The sequence below is a fragment of the Costertonia aggregata genome (assembly GCF_013402795.1).
Taxonomy (GTDB): Bacteria; Bacteroidota; Bacteroidia; order Flavobacteriales; family Flavobacteriaceae; genus Costertonia; species Costertonia aggregata.
This window is the reverse complement of the sequence record NZ_CP058595.1, coordinates 3,780,815-3,795,945: the sequence shown is the minus strand read 5'-3', so window position 1 is coordinate 3,795,945 and position 15,131 is coordinate 3,780,815. Positions and strand designations below refer to the sequence as shown.

Here is a 15,131-nt window from a genome sequence, read left to right as displayed (position 1 = left end):
TTAAAATTGGAATTCACAGCTAGTCAAATTGCAGGTATTTTAGAGGGAGAAGTAGATGGGAATCCTGAAATAGCTGTGCATAAATTATCAAAGATAGAAGAAGGTGAAAAAGGCTCCCTTACCTTTTTGGCCAATCCTAAATACACTTCCTATATTTATTCCACTAAAGCTTCGGTTACTATTGTCAACAAGGATTTTGTTCCGGAACAGGCCTTGGATACAACACTTATAAAAGTAGATGATGCATACAAATCTTTCTCCAAACTGTTGGAGTACTACAATCAGGTAAAGAATAACAAGGTTGGTATCGAAAATCCTGTTTTCACATCTGATAGTGCCGTGTATGGGGATGGATTTTATTTAGGAGCTTTCTCTTATTTGGGCAATAACGTAGTCATTGGCGATAATGTAAAGATATATCCTAATGTATATGTTGGCGATAATGTGACCATTGCCGATAATGTTGTTGTCTTTGCAGGCTCAAAAATATATTCTGAATCGGTTATCGGAAAAAATTGCGTCATTCACAGTGGTGCCATCATTGGGGCCGACGGTTTCGGATTTACCCCGAATGAAAAAGGGGAATATGATAAAGTACCGCAAACCGGTAATGTAATCATCGAAGACAACGTTGATGTTGGTGCGGGAACAACGATTGATAGGGCGACATTAGGGTCTACCATCCTGAGAAGGGGCGTAAAGTTGGATAACCAAATTCAGATAGCCCATAATGTTGAAATAGGCGAACACACTGCCATAGCGGCGCAAACGGGGGTGGCCGGTTCGACCAAAATAGGGAAGCATTGCCTAATCGGTGGGCAAGTAGGCATCGTTGGGCATATCGTAATAGGGGACAGGGTAAAGATTCAAGCACAGTCCGGTATTGGAAGAAACGTTAAGGATGACGAAGTTATACAAGGTTCCCCGGCACTCAATTACGGTGATTACAACAAATCATACGTTCATTTTAAAAACTTACCGAAAATTATAAATAGAATTAACGAATTGGAAAAAAGAATTGATGGTGGAGCAAGTAACTAAAAAACAACGAACCATTGAGAAAGAGGTGACATTGTCCGGCGTTGGATTGCACACGGGCGAGAATGTTACCATGAAATTTGTACCCGCGCCAGAAAATCACGGCTATGCTTTTAAACGTGTTGATTTGGAAGGTGAACCTATTATTGAGGCCGATGCCAATTATGTGGTGAACACGCAGCGTGGTACCAATTTGGAAAAGCACGGGGTCAAAATCCAAACTTCCGAACATGTTTTAGCGGCTTTGGTGGGTATGGAAATAGACAACGTTCTCATTGAACTTGATTCCTCAGAACCTCCTATCATGGATGGCTCCTCAAAATTTTTTGTGGAAGCCTTGGAAAAAGCGGGAGTCGTTGAACAAAGTGCTGCCCGTGAGGAATATGTTGTGAAAGAGGTGCTTTCCTATAAAGATGAAGCTACTGGTAGCGAAATTACCGTAATCCCTGCCGATGAATACCAGGTGACCACTATGGTTGATTTTGGTACAAAGGTTCTGGGCACCCAAAATGCCACATTAGAACACCTATCCGATTTCAAGACCGAGGTAGCGGACGCTAGAACATTCAGTTTTCTACATGAGCTGGAAATGCTTTTGGAACATGGTTTGATTAAGGGTGGAGACCTTAATAATGCCATAGTATACGTAGATAAAGAGATTTCCGAATCTACCATGAAAAAGCTGGAAAAGGCATTCAACAAGAAAAAATTATCGATAAAGCCCAACGGAATTCTGGACAATCTGACTTTGCATCAACCTAATGAAGCGGCACGGCACAAACTCTTGGATGTTATCGGTGATTTGGCTTTGGCCAAAACCCGAATTCGCGGAAAGGTAATCGCCAATAAGCCCGGTCATTACGTAAATACGCAATTTGCTAAAAAACTGGCTAAGATCATCAAGACCGAAAAACGCAACAATGTTCCAAAATATGATTTGAACCAAACACCTTTGATGGATGTTACCCAAATCATGAATATGTTACCCCACAGACCTCCGTTTTTATTGGTGGACAAAATATTGGAATTGTCGGATTCCCACGTAGTAGGCGTAAAAAACGTGACGATGAACGAACCTTTTTTCGTAGGGCATTTTCCGGGAGCTCCAGTCATGCCCGGTGTTTTACAGGTCGAGGCCATGGCGCAAACAGGCGGCATATTGGTTTTGAGCACCGTACCTGATCCAGAAAATTACTTGACATTTTTTATGAAAATAGATAATGTAAAATTTAAAAGGCAAGTAGTCCCGGGTGATACATTAATATTCAAATGTGATTTGATATCTCCTATTCGTAGGGGTATTTGCCATATGCAGGCATATGCATACGCCAATGATAAATTGGTTTCCGAAGCGGAGCTAATGGCACAGATCGTTAAAACAAAAGAAGAAAAGTAGTATGAATCAACCTTTGGCCTATGTACATCCTGGTGCTAAAATCGCAAAAAACGTAGTGATCGAGCCCTTTACTACAATCCATAATAATGTTACCATTGGTGACGGTACATGGATTGGTTCCAATGTTACTATCATGGAAGGTGCTAGAATAGGGAAAAACTGCAATATTTTCCCTGGGGCCGTAATATCGGCCCCGCCACAAGACTTAAAATATGATGGTGAAGAGACTACGGTCGTAATAGGGAACGGGACTACCATAAGGGAATGTGCCACGATTCATAAAGGTACATCGGATAGGATGAAGACCGTAATCGGTAAAAATTGCCTGATTATGGCATACTGCCACGTGGCGCACGATTGTTTGGTGGGCAATAATTGTATCTTTTCCAACAACTCCACACTTGCTGGTCATGTGACCATTGGCGATAATGTTATCCTTGCAGGTCTTGTGGCCGTACATCAATTTGTTTCAGTTGGTAGCCATGCTTTTGTAACGGGTGGTTCTTTGGTTCGTAAAGATGTGCCTCCTTTCGTAAAAGGGGCTCGCGAACCCATGTCCTATGTTGGCATAAATTCGGTAGGTTTAAGGCGAAGGGGGTTTACTTCGGAAAAAATACGGGAAATCCAGAACATATATAGAATCCTATATCAAAAAAATTATAACAATTCACAAGCGGTCCAAATCATTGAAGCAGAAATGGAAGCTACCCCCGAAAGGGATGAAATACTTCAGTTTATTAGGGATTCTCAACGGGGAATCATGAAGGGGTATTTTAGCAACAATTAAAAAAAATAATCCAAATATCAATATAATCAGTATTAAATCAACCAACGATAAAACATGGCATCAACATCAGATATAAGAAAAGGATTGTGTATTCGCTACAACAATGACATTTATAAGATTATTGAATTCTTGCACGTAAAACCTGGTAAGGGGCCAGCTTTTGTTCGCACAAAATTGAAAAGTGTCTCCACAGGCAAAGTTTTGGACAATACCTTCTCAGCAGGGCATAAAATCGATGATGTTCGTGTAGAGACCCGCTCATATCAATTTTTATATGCCGAAGGTGAGACCTACCATTTTATGAATACCGATGACTACAACCAAATTACTTTGCAAGAAAGTGCCCTGGACGCTCCGGGACTATTAAAAGAGGGGGAAGTTGTGAAAATCATGTTCAATACCGAGGACAGCATGCCCTTATCGGTTGATATGCCCGCCAGTGTTATTTTAGAGGTTACATATACCGAACCGGGAGTTAAGGGCAACACGGCCACCAATGCTACAAAACCCGCAAAAGTGGAAACGGGTGCGGAAATTAACGTACCTCTTTTTATAAATGAAGGCGATAAGGTTAAAATTGATACCGGTAGCAGTTCCTACATGGAGCGTGTGAAGGAATAATCCTAACCTGCATGAAATTCCATACGCCACATACGCTAAAACAAATTGCTACGATAATCAATTCCGAATATGTAGGTGATGATGATTTTCCGGTGTTGGGAATGAACGAAATACACGTAGTCGAAGCCGGGGATATTGTTTTTGTGGACCACCCCAAATACTATGACAAAGCCCTTAAATCTGCTGCAACCATTGTTCTCATTAACAAGCAAGTAGATTGTCCCGAAGGAAAAGCATTATTGATATCCCAAGACCCTTTTCACGATTTCAATGTGCTGACGAAATTTTTCAAACCTTTCGAAAAATCGGTCAAAGCAATTTCCAATACTTCAAAAATTGGAAAGAACACCGTAATACAACCCAATACATTCATAGGTAACAATGTTACAATTGGTGATAACTGCTTGATACATTCCAATGTGTCCATATACGATAATTGTATCATTGGGAATAGTGTGACCATACATGCCAACACGGTTTTGGGATCCGATGCCTTTTACTACAAAAACAGGCCTGAAGGCTTTGATAAATTGATTTCAGGAGGAAGGGTCATCATAGAGGATAATGTTGACATAGGTGCCGGCTGCACCATTGATAGAGGCGTAACGGGAGATACTACGATAAAAGAAGGAGCTAAATTGGATAACCAGGTACAAGTAGGGCATGACACTATAATCGGCAAAAAATGTTTGATAGCTTCCCAAACCGGTATCGCAGGTTGTGTGGTCATTGAGGATGAAGTAACGCTATGGGGACAGGTTGGGGTGACCAGTGCAATAACTATTGGTAAAAAAGCTGTAATATCTGCACAATCCGGGGTTTCTAAATCATTGGAAGGCGGGAAACACTATTTTGGGACTCCAGCCGAGGATTGGAGGGAAAAAATGAAACAGATGGCAAGCATCAAAAAAATACCCGAACTTTTGAAAAAAATAGACAAATAATATTCCTAATAATACTTTACAATCTAGGCACAAAGCTATATTTTTGTGCAGCAAAACATAAAAATTCATGAGCGTTTTAGTCAACAAAGATTCAAACATAATAGTACAGGGTTTTACAGGTAGCGAAGGCACATTTCATGCCGAACAAATGATAGCATACGGCACTAACGTTGTAGGTGGTGTCACGCCCGGTAAAGGTGGTCAAGAACATTTGGGGAAGCCTGTTTTCAATACAGTTTCGGAAGCAGTAGAAAAAGTTGGTGCGGATACCACTATCATTTTTGTGCCACCGGCTTTTGCGGCCGATGCCATTATGGAAGCTGCAGCAGCTGGGATAAAAGTGATTATAACCATTACCGAGGGTATCCCCGTCGCGGATATGGTAAAAGCATCCGATTATTTGAAGGATAAGGATTGTAGATTGATCGGGCCTAACTGTCCGGGCGTAATAACCCCAGGTGAAGCAAAAGTAGGTATCATGCCCGGTTTTGTATTCAAAAAGGGGAATGTGGGCATTGTTTCCAAATCTGGCACATTAACGTATGAGGCTGCTGACCAAGTTGTACGCCAGGGATTGGGAATTACGACCGCTATCGGTATAGGTGGAGACCCCATAATCGGTACTACTACCAAAGAAGCTGTTGAATTGTTGATAAACGACCCGGAAACCGAGTGCGTCGTAATGATTGGTGAAATTGGAGGCCAACTGGAGGCCGATGCCGCAAAATGGTATAAGGAAAGTGGCAGTAAAAAACCTGTGGTGGGCTTCATAGCGGGCGAAACGGCGCCGGCGGGTAGAACCATGGGGCACGCTGGTGCTATTGTTGGTGGTAGCGATGATACGGCCCAGGCCAAAAAGAAGATTATGCGAGAGCACGGTATTCATGTTGTTGACTCACCTGCTGAAATCGGGCTAAAGGTCAAAGAGGTCATGTCATAAGAGAGTATAACCATATTATGAATCCCGTTTTCATTTTTTTGCAAACGGGATTTTTTTTCGCCTTTTTGTAAAACAAGACTTATATTTGATAACCGACTTAAAACAAAAATCGAATGAAACTTTTAGAAGGAAAAAATGTTATCATCACTGGAGCAAGTAGGGGTATAGGAATGGGTATAGCCCAGGTATTTGCCGACCATGGTGCAAATGTTGCATTTACCTACAGTTCAAGCGAAGCCCCGGCTTTGGCACTGGAAAAGGAACTGAATTCAAAAGGAGTTAAAGCAAAGGCATACAAAAGTAATGCAGCTAGCTTTAAACAAGCGGAAGAGCTCGTTGCTAAAGTTTTAGAGGATTTTGATGGTGTTGTAGACGTTCTCATAAATAATGCGGGCATTACCAAGGATAATTTGTTGATGCGTATGGGAGAAGAAGATTTTGACACCGTAATAGAAATCAATCTTAAGTCCGTTTTTAATATGACCAAAGCAATTCAACGCACCATGTTGAAGCAACGTAAGGGGTCTATCATTAATATGAGTAGTGTGGTAGGTGTAAAGGGTAATGCTGGGCAGACCAATTATGCCGCATCCAAGGCAGGCATGATCGGTTTTACGAAATCGGTCGCTTTGGAATTGGGTTCCAGAAATATTCGTTGCAATGCCATTGCCCCGGGATTTATCGAAACGGAAATGACCGATAGATTGGATGAAAAGGTAGTACAGGGGTGGCGAGATGGCATCCCTTTGAAACGTGGCGGAAGTCCTGCCGATGTCGCTAATGCCTGTCTGTTTCTAGCATCTGACCTATCAGGGTATATTACGGGTCAAGTGTTGAATGTGGATGGTGGTATGCTTACCTAGAACAATTTTAAAAATCATATGTATGTTTTATGTAACGACTGAAAATATAGCCAATAGGGAAATTTCCGAAACTCTGGGCACGGTCAGGGGCAGTACCGTACGTGCCAGAAATATTGGTAGGGATATCTTTGCGGGCCTTAAAAATATAGTCGGTGGTGAGATTTCGGAATATACCAAGTTACTGGCACAATCACGGGAACAAGCTATTAAAAGAATGTTGGACGATGCACAAAGCATTGGTGCCGATGCAGTGGTAAATGTTAGGTTCAACACCTCTCAAGTAATGCAAGGCGCGGCCGAGATGTTGGCATACGGTACCGCCGTAAAATTAAAATAGGCTAGAGTGGAACACGTTTTTGTTCTCTTTATCTTTTCTATCTATGGGATTATCTTTTCAACAGTTGTATATCTCATCGTAAAAAGAGTAACGGATAAAAAGAAAGAAGACTTCGAGAAGAGAGATAATTAATGCAAACGCAAACGGTAGTATTCATTATAGTAGCAGCAATATTCGCTATCGGGATTGTACTGTTTCAATATTTTTTTGGGACGAAACGTAAAGGAAAACTATTTGTTTTACTTTCTTTTTTTCGATTTTTAGCCATATTTGGGCTTCTCCTTTTACTTATCAACCCAAAATTTTCAAAGAATGAGTATACAGTAGAAAAGACCAGTCTTTTGGTGGTTTCAGATAATTCATCATCTATTGTACCCTATGCACAAGAACTTCAAAATATAAAGGAAAAATTGATTTTTAATGCTTCCTTAAGCAGTCGTTTTAATGTGCAAAATTATAGTTTTGGTTCAGAACTCAATATTACGGATTCGTTACGCTTTGCTGAAAAAAGTACCAATATTTCCAAGTCGCTTGCTTCTATAAATGAAATCTACACGGGAACAAATACCGCTGTTGTTCTTTTAACGGACGGAAACCAAACCTATGGGGATAATTATGGGTTTTCCTCAAAAAATCTAAAATTTCCTGTGTATCCCATCGCTATCGGTGACACGGTACAATATGAAGATATTAAGGTTTCCCAAATTAATGCCAATACGTATGCTTTTCTCAAGAATAAATTTCCAGTTGAAGCAACTATTGTTTATGATGGAACAAATAAAATAAACACTACGGTAATCATAAGCAACAATGGTAAAAATGTGTATCGGGAAAATATCTTCTTATCCCGAACAGAAAGTAGTAAAACCATAAAAACCTTGTTAAATGCGAGTTCGGTCGGCATAAAATCAATACAGGTGCGGGTAATACCGCTCAACGATGAGAAGAATGTGGTGAACAATACCAAACGAACCGCTGTAGAGGTCATTGATGAAAAAACGAATATCACCATTGTTTCGGATATTATGCACCCCGATATCGGTGCCTTGAAAAAAGCTATCGAAAGTAACGAGCAACGGTCGGTAAGCATTAAAAAGCCGTCTGCTCCTATAAAGGAATTTGAGGAAACGGATATTTTTATCATTTATCAGCCTAACCCGGTTTTCAAGTCCATATATCAATTTATTGAACAAAAAAAGAGTAATACTTTCACTGTGGCGGGACCAAAAACCGATTGGGAGTTTTTGAATATCGTTCAAAATAGTTTAGAGGTAAACAGTTATAATCAAGAGGAAGAGGTTTTCCCTGTTGTTAACCAAGGCTTCGGTTCTTTTGATGTAAACACGTTTTCTACGCAAGATTTTCCCCCTTTGACCAGTGATTTAGGGGAGATAACCATTACAACGTCACACGAAATTCTTCTCAATCAACAGATTAAGGGAACACAACTGAACGAGCCTTTGCTTGCGGTAATAAACGAAAACGATACAAAATCAGCAATATTATTTGGCGAGAACTTATGGAAATGGCGCATACAAAGCTTTAGGAACGCTACCAACTTTTCCAATTTTGATGATTTTTTTGGAAAATTGATGTTGTATCTATCCCAAAATGACACAAAAGACCGATTGAATATAAATTACCAACCTATTTATCAAGGAAATACCGACGCAGTGATTACGGCTACATTTTTTGATGAGGCCTTTATTTTTGATGCCAAGGCATCTATGGCTATCTCACTTAAAAACGATAGTATACGTAAAGAAATACTTATGCTTTTAAAAGGCAACTTTTACGAAGCCGACTTAAGTAGCTTACCTGATGGTGATTACTCATTTACGGTAGCGGTAAAGGACAAAAATTATTCCAAATCGGGGAGTTTTACTATCGAGGCTTTTGATATGGAACAGCAATTTACGTCAACAGATTATACGACACTGGACCGGTTGACAAAAAATACCGAAGGCAAACTCTTTTTTCCATCCCAAGTAGATAGTTTAATCGCTCTATTAAATACACGCAATGAGTTCGTGCCTACACAAAAAAGCACCGAAAATATCGTATCTTTGATTGATTTTCGGATTCTCTTGGCCGTAATCGTTTTTGCCCTTTCGGCCGAATGGTTTATCAGAAAATATAACGGACTAATTTAAAACGAAACAAGAATGGACAAATTACCTAAAATTGCCCTTCCGGCAGTATTTATACTTATTGTACTGGTTATCTTAATATCAAAATCCGCAGTCACTATAGGCTCTGGAGAAGCAGGTGTGCTATATAAAACTTTTGGAGGTGGTGTGGTAACCGATGAACCGCCCCTAGGGGAGGGGTTTCATATTGTGGCACCTTGGAACAAGGTCTATATTTACGAAGTAAGACAGCAAGAAGTGTTCGAAAAAATGAACGTACTATCCAGTAACGGACTGGATATCAAGTTGGACGCTTCCGCATGGTTTCAACCAAAATATAACGAATTGGGAAAATTGCACCAGGAGAAAGGAGAGGACTATGTACAACGTGTTTTATTGTTTACTATACGCTCTGCGGCACGTTCTGTAGTTGGTAGGTACACTCCGGAACAACTATACTCCAGTAAAAGGGATGCCATACAGGCGGAAATTTTTGACGAAACCCAAAAAATAGTGGACGATGAATATATTCAGCTAAACGAAATATTGGTAAGGGACGTGACATTGCCACCTACGATCAAAGATGCCATAGAACGTAAACTAAAACAAGAGCAGGAATCCTTGGAATATGAGTTCCGCTTGGTTACCGCATCCAAAGAAGCTGAAAAAGTTAGGATAGAAGCTCAAGGTAAAGCCGATGCAAACCGCATTTTGAGTGCCTCATTGACCGATAAAATCTTACAGGATAAGGGTATTGATGCAACTTTAAAGTTGTCAGAATCACCAAACAGCAAGGTTATCGTAGTTGGTGGTGGAGAGTCTGGTCTTCCACTGATATTGGGAAATAACTAAAAGAACGTTTTTGTGATTTTTCAAAATATTCTTTTGTAACAAAAAATTAAATTTTACTTTTACAACATAATGAAAAACACGAATACACACCATCATTTTTATACTTGCTCTCAAGCGAGGTAAAAGTGTATTGTAGTATTACAAGATATTTTAAGACCCGTTTGAGCAATCAAGCGGGTTTTGTTTTTGACAACTTTTGCCATTTTCACATGTATGAGGCAGTCTGTTAAAAACTACGAAGAAGTTTGCTGTCAAATTATAAAAATCCGACTCATGGTCGGAATAAAAAAGGCTATATGAACATCAGAATTGCTATTCAAAAATCCGGCCGTCTTAACGAAGACTCTCTAGGAATCTTAAAAGACTGTGGCATCTCTATTGATAACGGGAAAGACCAATTAAAGGCTTCCAGCCGAAATTTTCCCATGGAAGTATTTTATCTACGAAACGGCGATATTCCACAATATCTTAGGGATGGGGTAGTTGATATTGCCATAATCGGGGAAAATGTATTGATAGAAAAAGGCGAGGATATCGGCATAGCCGAAAAATTGGGATTCTCAAAATGCAAGGTTTCTTTAGCCGTCCCCAAATCGGTAAAATACAAATCGGTAAAAGATTTTGAAGGAAAACGCATAGCCACTTCTTACCCAAATACGGTAAAAAATTATTTAGATAAAATGGGGGTTTCCGCAGATTTGCACATTATCAACGGTTCGGTCGAAATAGCACCCAATATAGGTTTGGCAGACGCTATATGCGACATTGTTTCTAGCGGTAGTACTTTGTTCAAAAACAACTTGAAAGAAGTTGAAGTAATGCTGAAGAGCGAGGCGGTTTTGGCGGTTTCACCCAAAATATCCGAGGAGCGAAAAACAATTTTGGACCAACTACAATTTAGGATACAATCGGTACTACGGGCAAGACAGTCAAAATATGTTTTGCTCAATGCCCCAAACAATAAGTTGAATGAAATTTTAGCACTTTTACCGGGTATGCGTAGCCCAACGGTGCTACCGCTTGCCGAAGAAGGTTGGAGTTCGGTACATACGGTCATAAACAAAGACAAATTCTGGTCGGTCATTGATGAGTTAAAACAAGCCGGGGCCGAGGGAATTCTAGTTTGCCCTATCGAAAAAATGGTGTTGTAATGAATAAAATATATAATCCTAAAAAAAGTGATTGGAAGTCCGTTTTAAGACGACCTACACAGTCCGTCGCCGACATCGAAGATACTGTAAACCTGGTTTTCAAAGAGATCCAAGAAGGTAGAGATACAATGCTACATAAGTATACCCAAAAGTTTGATGGGGTTACCGTGGACTCTTTTTTGGTTGATTCTTTAAAAGTAGAAGAAGCCAGCAATTTGGTTTCAGAAGAATTAAAGACGGCCATTCAACTGGCCAAAGGAAACATAGAAAGTTTCCACAAAGTCCAGAAAACGGATAGGGTGGAAATAGAAACTTCTAAAGGTGTTCTATGTTGGCAAGAAAAACGTCCGATCCAAAAAGTGGGTTTATATATTCCTGGGGGAACGGCTCCTTTGTTCTCAACAATATTGATGTTGGCGGTTCCTGCAAACATTGCCGGGTGTAAAGAAATTGTATTATGTACACCACCCGATTCAGAAGGAAAAATCAATCCGGCTATTTTATATACGGCTGATTTATGTGGAGTCACCAAAATCTTTAAAGTCGGCGGAATTCAAGCCATTGCAGGCATGACTTTCGGAACGGAAAGTATACCCCAAGTTTATAAAATATTCGGCCCCGGCAATCAATATGTCACCGTTGCCAAACAAATTGCGACGAAACATGGTGTAGCGATAGATATGCCTGCCGGTCCAAGCGAACTATTGGTCGTTGCTGACGATTCGGCGAATGCCGCTTTTGTAGCTTCGGATTTGTTGAGTCAAGCAGAACACGGTGTGGATAGTCAAGTCATTTTAGTTTCTACTTCAAAAGATATGATTGATCAAGTAGAGCGGGAAGTTGAAAAACAAATGGAAGCACTTCCACGAAAGGATATTGCCCAAAAAGCGATTGACAACAGTAAACTGATATATGTGGATAATGATCAGGTTGCTATCGATCTGATAAATGAATATGGCCCTGAACATTACATTATCTGCGTAGAAAACGAAGATTTCTACGTTGACAATACCCAAAATGCCGGTTCGGTTTTTATAGGGAATTACACTCCGGAAAGTGCAGGGGATTATGCCTCGGGAACCAATCACACATTGCCTACCAATGGATATGCCAAGCAGTACAGCGGCGTAAATTTAGACAGTTTTATGAAGAGCATGACCTTTCAAAAAATCTCAACAGAGGGGATAAAAAAGATAGGAAATGCCATAGAGGTCATGGCAGAGGCAGAGGGTTTACAGGCGCACAAGAATGCAGTCACGTTAAGATTAGAGAGTTTAAAATGAGTTTTAGTTTAGAAAACATAACCCGCAAGAACGTTAAAGGCCTTAAGTCGTATTCCTCAGCTCGTGATGAATACGTCTCCGATGGTTCTGAAATGGTTTTTTTAGACGCTAATGAAAATCCGTTTGAGAACGGAGTAAATCGTTATCCGGACCCCCAACAGCGAAGTTTGAAAGCTGTATTGGCCATGCAAAAAGGGGTGAAAACCGAAAACATTCTATTGGGCAATGGTAGCGATGAAGTACTTGACTTGATTTTCCGGGCGTTTTGTGAACCGAAACAAGATAATATCATATCACTCCCGCCAACTTATGGGATGTACAAGGTGTTATCAAGCACCAATGCCATTGAAAATAGGGAAGTTCTTCTAAACAAATACTTTCAACCTGATGTTGATTCAATTTTAGATACTATTGATGAAAATTCGAAGTTACTATTTATTTGTTCTCCTAATAATCCGACTGGAAATAGTATTTCCGGAGAAAGCATCATAAAATTGCTAAATAATTTTGCTGGATTAGTGGTCATTGATGAGGCGTATATTGACTTTTCATCAAAGCAAAGCTGGGTTTCATACTTATCAGATTTTCCGAATTTGGTGGTAACGCAAACCTTGTCTAAAGCCTATGGTATGGCAGGAATTCGATTGGGAATTTGCATTGCCTCGAAAGAAATTATCACTATTCTGAATAAAATCAAACCTCCCTATAATGTTAATGGACTTACCCAGTCAAAAGCATTGGAACGCATTTTGGCAATTGAACAAGTTGAGAAAGAGGTTTCGAAAATACTTGAAGAAAGAAATAAAATGATCGAAGTTTTGAAGGGTGTTGATTTTGTTGAAGAGATTTATAAAACAGATGCGAATTTTGTTTTGGCCAAGGTCGATGATGCGAACCTGCGCTATCAAGAACTTCTATATAAAGGTATCGTGGTTCGTAATCGGTCATCACAACCGCTCTGTGAAAATACATTACGTTTTACCGTGGGTACTTCCGAGGAAAATAAAAAATTAATTCAGGCTTTAAAAGAGAGTTAAAATGAGTAAAAAGAAAGTCCTTTTTATTGATAGGGATGGCACCATAATCAAAGAGACCGCAGACGAACAAATCGACGCATTTGAAAAAATGATATTCTACCCCAAGGCTTTCACCTTTTTAGGAAAAATCGCTAAGGAGCTCGATTTTGAATTAGTTATGATTACCAATCAAGATGGTTTGGGTACCGAGGCCTTTCCGGAAGAAACGTTTTGGCCGGTCCATAATTTCATTCTAAAGTCGTTTGAGAATGAGGGCGTGGTTTTCGACAAGGTTTTTTTAGATCGCACATTTCCCCATGAAAATGCAAAAACCAGAAAACCGGGTACAGGACTACTGACCGAATACTTTTCAGAGGAATACGATTTAGAAAATTCCTTCGTCATCGGAGATCGGCTGACAGATATGGAATTGGCCAAGAATTTAGGCGCAAAGGGGATTTATATTAATGATAACACAAATTTGGGTACAGAGGAAATCACGGTAAAACGAGATGAACTCGATGCTGTAATTGCCTTAGAGAACAACGATTGGGAGAAGATATACGAATTCTTGAAGTTGCAAGACCGAACGGCGGAAATACATAGAAAAACGAATGAAACCGATATTAAGATAAAGCTGAATTTGGATGGAACAGGTAAGAGCAACATCAAAACAGGCTTGGCTTTCTTTGACCATATGCTAGACCAATTGGCGCGACATGGTCAAATGGATTTGGATATTCGAGTAGATGGGGATTTAGAGGTTGATGAACACCATACGATTGAAGACACGGCCATTGCCTTGGGTGAAGTTTTTCATACCGCATTGGGGAGCAAGTTAGGGATAGAGCGCTACGGTTTTTGCCTACCTATGGATGATTGTTTGGCACAAGTGGCCATCGACTTTGGAGGACGGAATTGGTTAGTTTGGGATGCGGAGTTCAATCGTGAAAAAGTGGGCGATATGCCTACTGAGATGTTTCATCATTTCTTTAAATCATTTACTGACGGCGCAAAAGCGAACCTGAATATCAAAGCAGAAGGAAAAAATGAGCATCATAAAATCGAAGCTATTTTTAAGGCTTTTGCAAAGTCAATAAAAATGTCGGTGAAGCGTGATGTTGAAAAGATGGTTTTACCTTCAACTAAAGGAGTTTTATGAAAATTGTGATAATCAATTACGGTGCCGGTAATATCCAAAGCATCAAATTTGCTATCCAACGTTTGGGTTTTGAAGCTGTTTTAAGTAATGATGCGGAAGAAATTCGAAATGCCGATAAGGTTATTTTCCCAGGAGTGGGCGAGGCGAGTAGTGCTATGGTCAAGCTTCGGACAAGTGGATTGGATAAAATAATTCTTGACCTAGAGCAACCTGTTTTGGGTATCTGTTTGGGTATGCAATTGATGTGTAATTCCTCGGAAGAGGGAGATACGGAAGGGTTGGGCATATTTGATGTAGATGTGGTAAAGTTCAGTCCCCCAATCCCCGAAGGGAGAGTTAAAATACCTCAAATTGGTTGGAATCAAATCGCGGATTTGAAATCGTGTTTGTTTGAAAGTGTGAATGAAGGAGAACACATTTACTTGGTACATAGTTATTATGCACCCATCTGTGATGAAACCATTGCCAAGTCTAATTATGATGGGGAGTACAGCGCAGCCCTCAAAAAGAACAATTTTTATGGTACTCAATTTCACCCCGAAAAGAGTAGTGATGTAGGTGAGCGGATTTTGAGAAATTTTTTAAAAATGTAAGTTCGTATTTCTAATTATT

The 15,131-nt window shown here is 40.0% G+C and carries 16 protein-coding genes; all 16 read left to right on the top strand.

Features of this window, described 5'->3' with window-relative positions; genetic code table 11:
- Positions 1-6: 6 nt before the first annotated feature.
- The gene (lpxD, locus tag HYG79_RS17445; RefSeq protein WP_179243343.1) at positions 7-1,041 is read left to right on the top strand and encodes a UDP-3-O-(3-hydroxymyristoyl)glucosamine N-acyltransferase; all 1,035 of its coding nucleotides are present in this window, start codon (positions 7-9) and stop codon (positions 1,039-1,041) included.
- Positions 1,022-2,434 (top strand): bifunctional UDP-3-O-[3-hydroxymyristoyl] N-acetylglucosamine deacetylase/3-hydroxyacyl-ACP dehydratase, encoded by a 1,413-nt coding sequence (locus tag HYG79_RS17440; protein WP_179243342.1) that lies wholly within the window; start codon positions 1,022-1,024, stop codon positions 2,432-2,434. The genes lpxD and HYG79_RS17440 overlap by 20 nt, the downstream gene beginning before the upstream one ends.
- Before the next feature lies 1 nt (position 2,435).
- Positions 2,436-3,221, top strand: coding sequence for an acyl-ACP--UDP-N-acetylglucosamine O-acyltransferase (gene lpxA / locus HYG79_RS17435; protein WP_179243341.1), 786 nt, complete (start codon positions 2,436-2,438; stop codon positions 3,219-3,221).
- 54 nt (positions 3,222-3,275) lie between these two features.
- Positions 3,276-3,842 (top strand): elongation factor P, encoded by a 567-nt coding sequence (gene efp / locus HYG79_RS17430; RefSeq protein ID WP_179243340.1) that lies wholly within the window; start codon positions 3,276-3,278, stop codon positions 3,840-3,842.
- 11 nt (positions 3,843-3,853) lie between these two features.
- Complete coding sequence (locus tag HYG79_RS17425; protein WP_179243339.1) at positions 3,854-4,786, top strand: UDP-3-O-(3-hydroxymyristoyl)glucosamine N-acyltransferase; 933 nt, start codon at positions 3,854-3,856, stop codon at positions 4,784-4,786.
- A 67-nt stretch (positions 4,787-4,853) separates the two neighbouring features.
- Positions 4,854-5,726, top strand: a complete 873-nt coding sequence (gene sucD, locus HYG79_RS17420) for a succinate--CoA ligase subunit alpha (RefSeq protein ID WP_179243338.1) — start codon at positions 4,854-4,856, stop codon at positions 5,724-5,726.
- Positions 5,727-5,839: 113 nt separating this feature from the next.
- Complete coding sequence (fabG, locus tag HYG79_RS17415; RefSeq protein WP_179243337.1) at positions 5,840-6,589, top strand: 3-oxoacyl-[acyl-carrier-protein] reductase; 750 nt, start codon at positions 5,840-5,842, stop codon at positions 6,587-6,589.
- A 22-nt stretch (positions 6,590-6,611) separates the two neighbouring features.
- Complete coding sequence (locus HYG79_RS17410; protein ID WP_179243336.1) at positions 6,612-6,926, top strand: YbjQ family protein; 315 nt, start codon at positions 6,612-6,614, stop codon at positions 6,924-6,926.
- A 6-nt stretch (positions 6,927-6,932) separates the two neighbouring features.
- Positions 6,933-7,058, top strand: a complete 126-nt coding sequence (locus HYG79_RS18190; RefSeq protein ID WP_262888985.1) for a hypothetical protein — start codon at positions 6,933-6,935, stop codon at positions 7,056-7,058.
- Entirely contained in the window at positions 7,058-9,079 is a 2,022-nt protein-coding gene (locus tag HYG79_RS17405) for a VWA domain-containing protein (protein WP_179243335.1), read from the top strand. The genes HYG79_RS18190 and HYG79_RS17405 overlap by 1 nt, the downstream gene beginning before the upstream one ends.
- A gap of 12 nt (positions 9,080-9,091) precedes the next feature.
- Positions 9,092-9,907 (top strand): prohibitin family protein, encoded by an 816-nt coding sequence (locus HYG79_RS17400; RefSeq protein ID WP_179243334.1) that lies wholly within the window; start codon positions 9,092-9,094, stop codon positions 9,905-9,907.
- 296 nt (positions 9,908-10,203) lie between these two features.
- On the top strand, positions 10,204-11,058 hold the full coding sequence (hisG, locus tag HYG79_RS17395; protein WP_179243333.1) for an ATP phosphoribosyltransferase: 855 nt from the start codon (positions 10,204-10,206) through the stop codon (positions 11,056-11,058).
- Positions 11,058-12,341: a histidinol dehydrogenase gene (gene hisD, locus HYG79_RS17390; RefSeq protein ID WP_179243332.1), complete on the top strand. Its 1,284-nt coding sequence runs from the start codon at positions 11,058-11,060 to the stop codon at positions 12,339-12,341. Before hisG ends, hisD begins: the two co-directional genes overlap by 1 nt.
- A complete protein-coding gene (gene hisC / locus HYG79_RS17385) occupies positions 12,338-13,378 on the top strand; it encodes a histidinol-phosphate transaminase (protein WP_179243331.1) in 1,041 nt (346 codons plus the stop codon). Before hisD ends, hisC begins: the two co-directional genes overlap by 4 nt.
- Before the next feature lies 1 nt (position 13,379).
- Complete coding sequence (gene hisB / locus HYG79_RS17380; RefSeq protein ID WP_179243330.1) at positions 13,380-14,519, top strand: bifunctional histidinol-phosphatase/imidazoleglycerol-phosphate dehydratase HisB; 1,140 nt, start codon at positions 13,380-13,382, stop codon at positions 14,517-14,519.
- The gene (gene hisH / locus HYG79_RS17375) at positions 14,516-15,112 is read left to right on the top strand and encodes an imidazole glycerol phosphate synthase subunit HisH (protein ID WP_179243329.1); all 597 of its coding nucleotides are present in this window, start codon (positions 14,516-14,518) and stop codon (positions 15,110-15,112) included. Before hisB ends, hisH begins: the two co-directional genes overlap by 4 nt.
- Positions 15,113-15,131 lie beyond the last annotated feature (19 nt).

Excerpts from the sequence above, each read along its gene's own strand:
- HYG79_RS17440 (WP_179243342.1), top strand. The coding sequence starts at position 1,022 with ATGGTGGAGCAAGTAACTAAAAAACAACGAACCATTGAGAAAGAGGTG.
- lpxA (WP_179243341.1), top strand. The coding sequence starts at position 2,436 with ATGAATCAACCTTTGGCCTATGTACATCCTGGTGCTAAAATCGCAAAA.
- efp (WP_179243340.1), top strand. The coding sequence starts at position 3,276 with ATGGCATCAACATCAGATATAAGAAAAGGATTGTGTATTCGCTACAAC.
- HYG79_RS17425 (WP_179243339.1), top strand. The coding sequence starts at position 3,854 with ATGAAATTCCATACGCCACATACGCTAAAACAAATTGCTACGATAATC.
- sucD (WP_179243338.1), top strand. The coding sequence starts at position 4,854 with ATGAGCGTTTTAGTCAACAAAGATTCAAACATAATAGTACAGGGTTTT.
- fabG (WP_179243337.1), top strand. The coding sequence starts at position 5,840 with ATGAAACTTTTAGAAGGAAAAAATGTTATCATCACTGGAGCAAGTAGG.
- HYG79_RS17410 (WP_179243336.1), top strand. The coding sequence starts at position 6,612 with ATGTTTTATGTAACGACTGAAAATATAGCCAATAGGGAAATTTCCGAA.
- HYG79_RS17405 (WP_179243335.1), top strand. The coding sequence starts at position 7,058 with ATGCAAACGCAAACGGTAGTATTCATTATAGTAGCAGCAATATTCGCT.
- HYG79_RS17400 (WP_179243334.1), top strand. The coding sequence starts at position 9,092 with ATGGACAAATTACCTAAAATTGCCCTTCCGGCAGTATTTATACTTATT.
- hisG (WP_179243333.1), top strand. The coding sequence starts at position 10,204 with ATGAACATCAGAATTGCTATTCAAAAATCCGGCCGTCTTAACGAAGAC.
- hisD (WP_179243332.1), top strand. The coding sequence starts at position 11,058 with ATGAATAAAATATATAATCCTAAAAAAAGTGATTGGAAGTCCGTTTTA.
- hisC (WP_179243331.1), top strand. The coding sequence starts at position 12,338 with ATGAGTTTTAGTTTAGAAAACATAACCCGCAAGAACGTTAAAGGCCTT.
- hisB (WP_179243330.1), top strand. The coding sequence starts at position 13,380 with ATGAGTAAAAAGAAAGTCCTTTTTATTGATAGGGATGGCACCATAATC.
- hisH (WP_179243329.1), top strand. The coding sequence starts at position 14,516 with ATGAAAATTGTGATAATCAATTACGGTGCCGGTAATATCCAAAGCATC.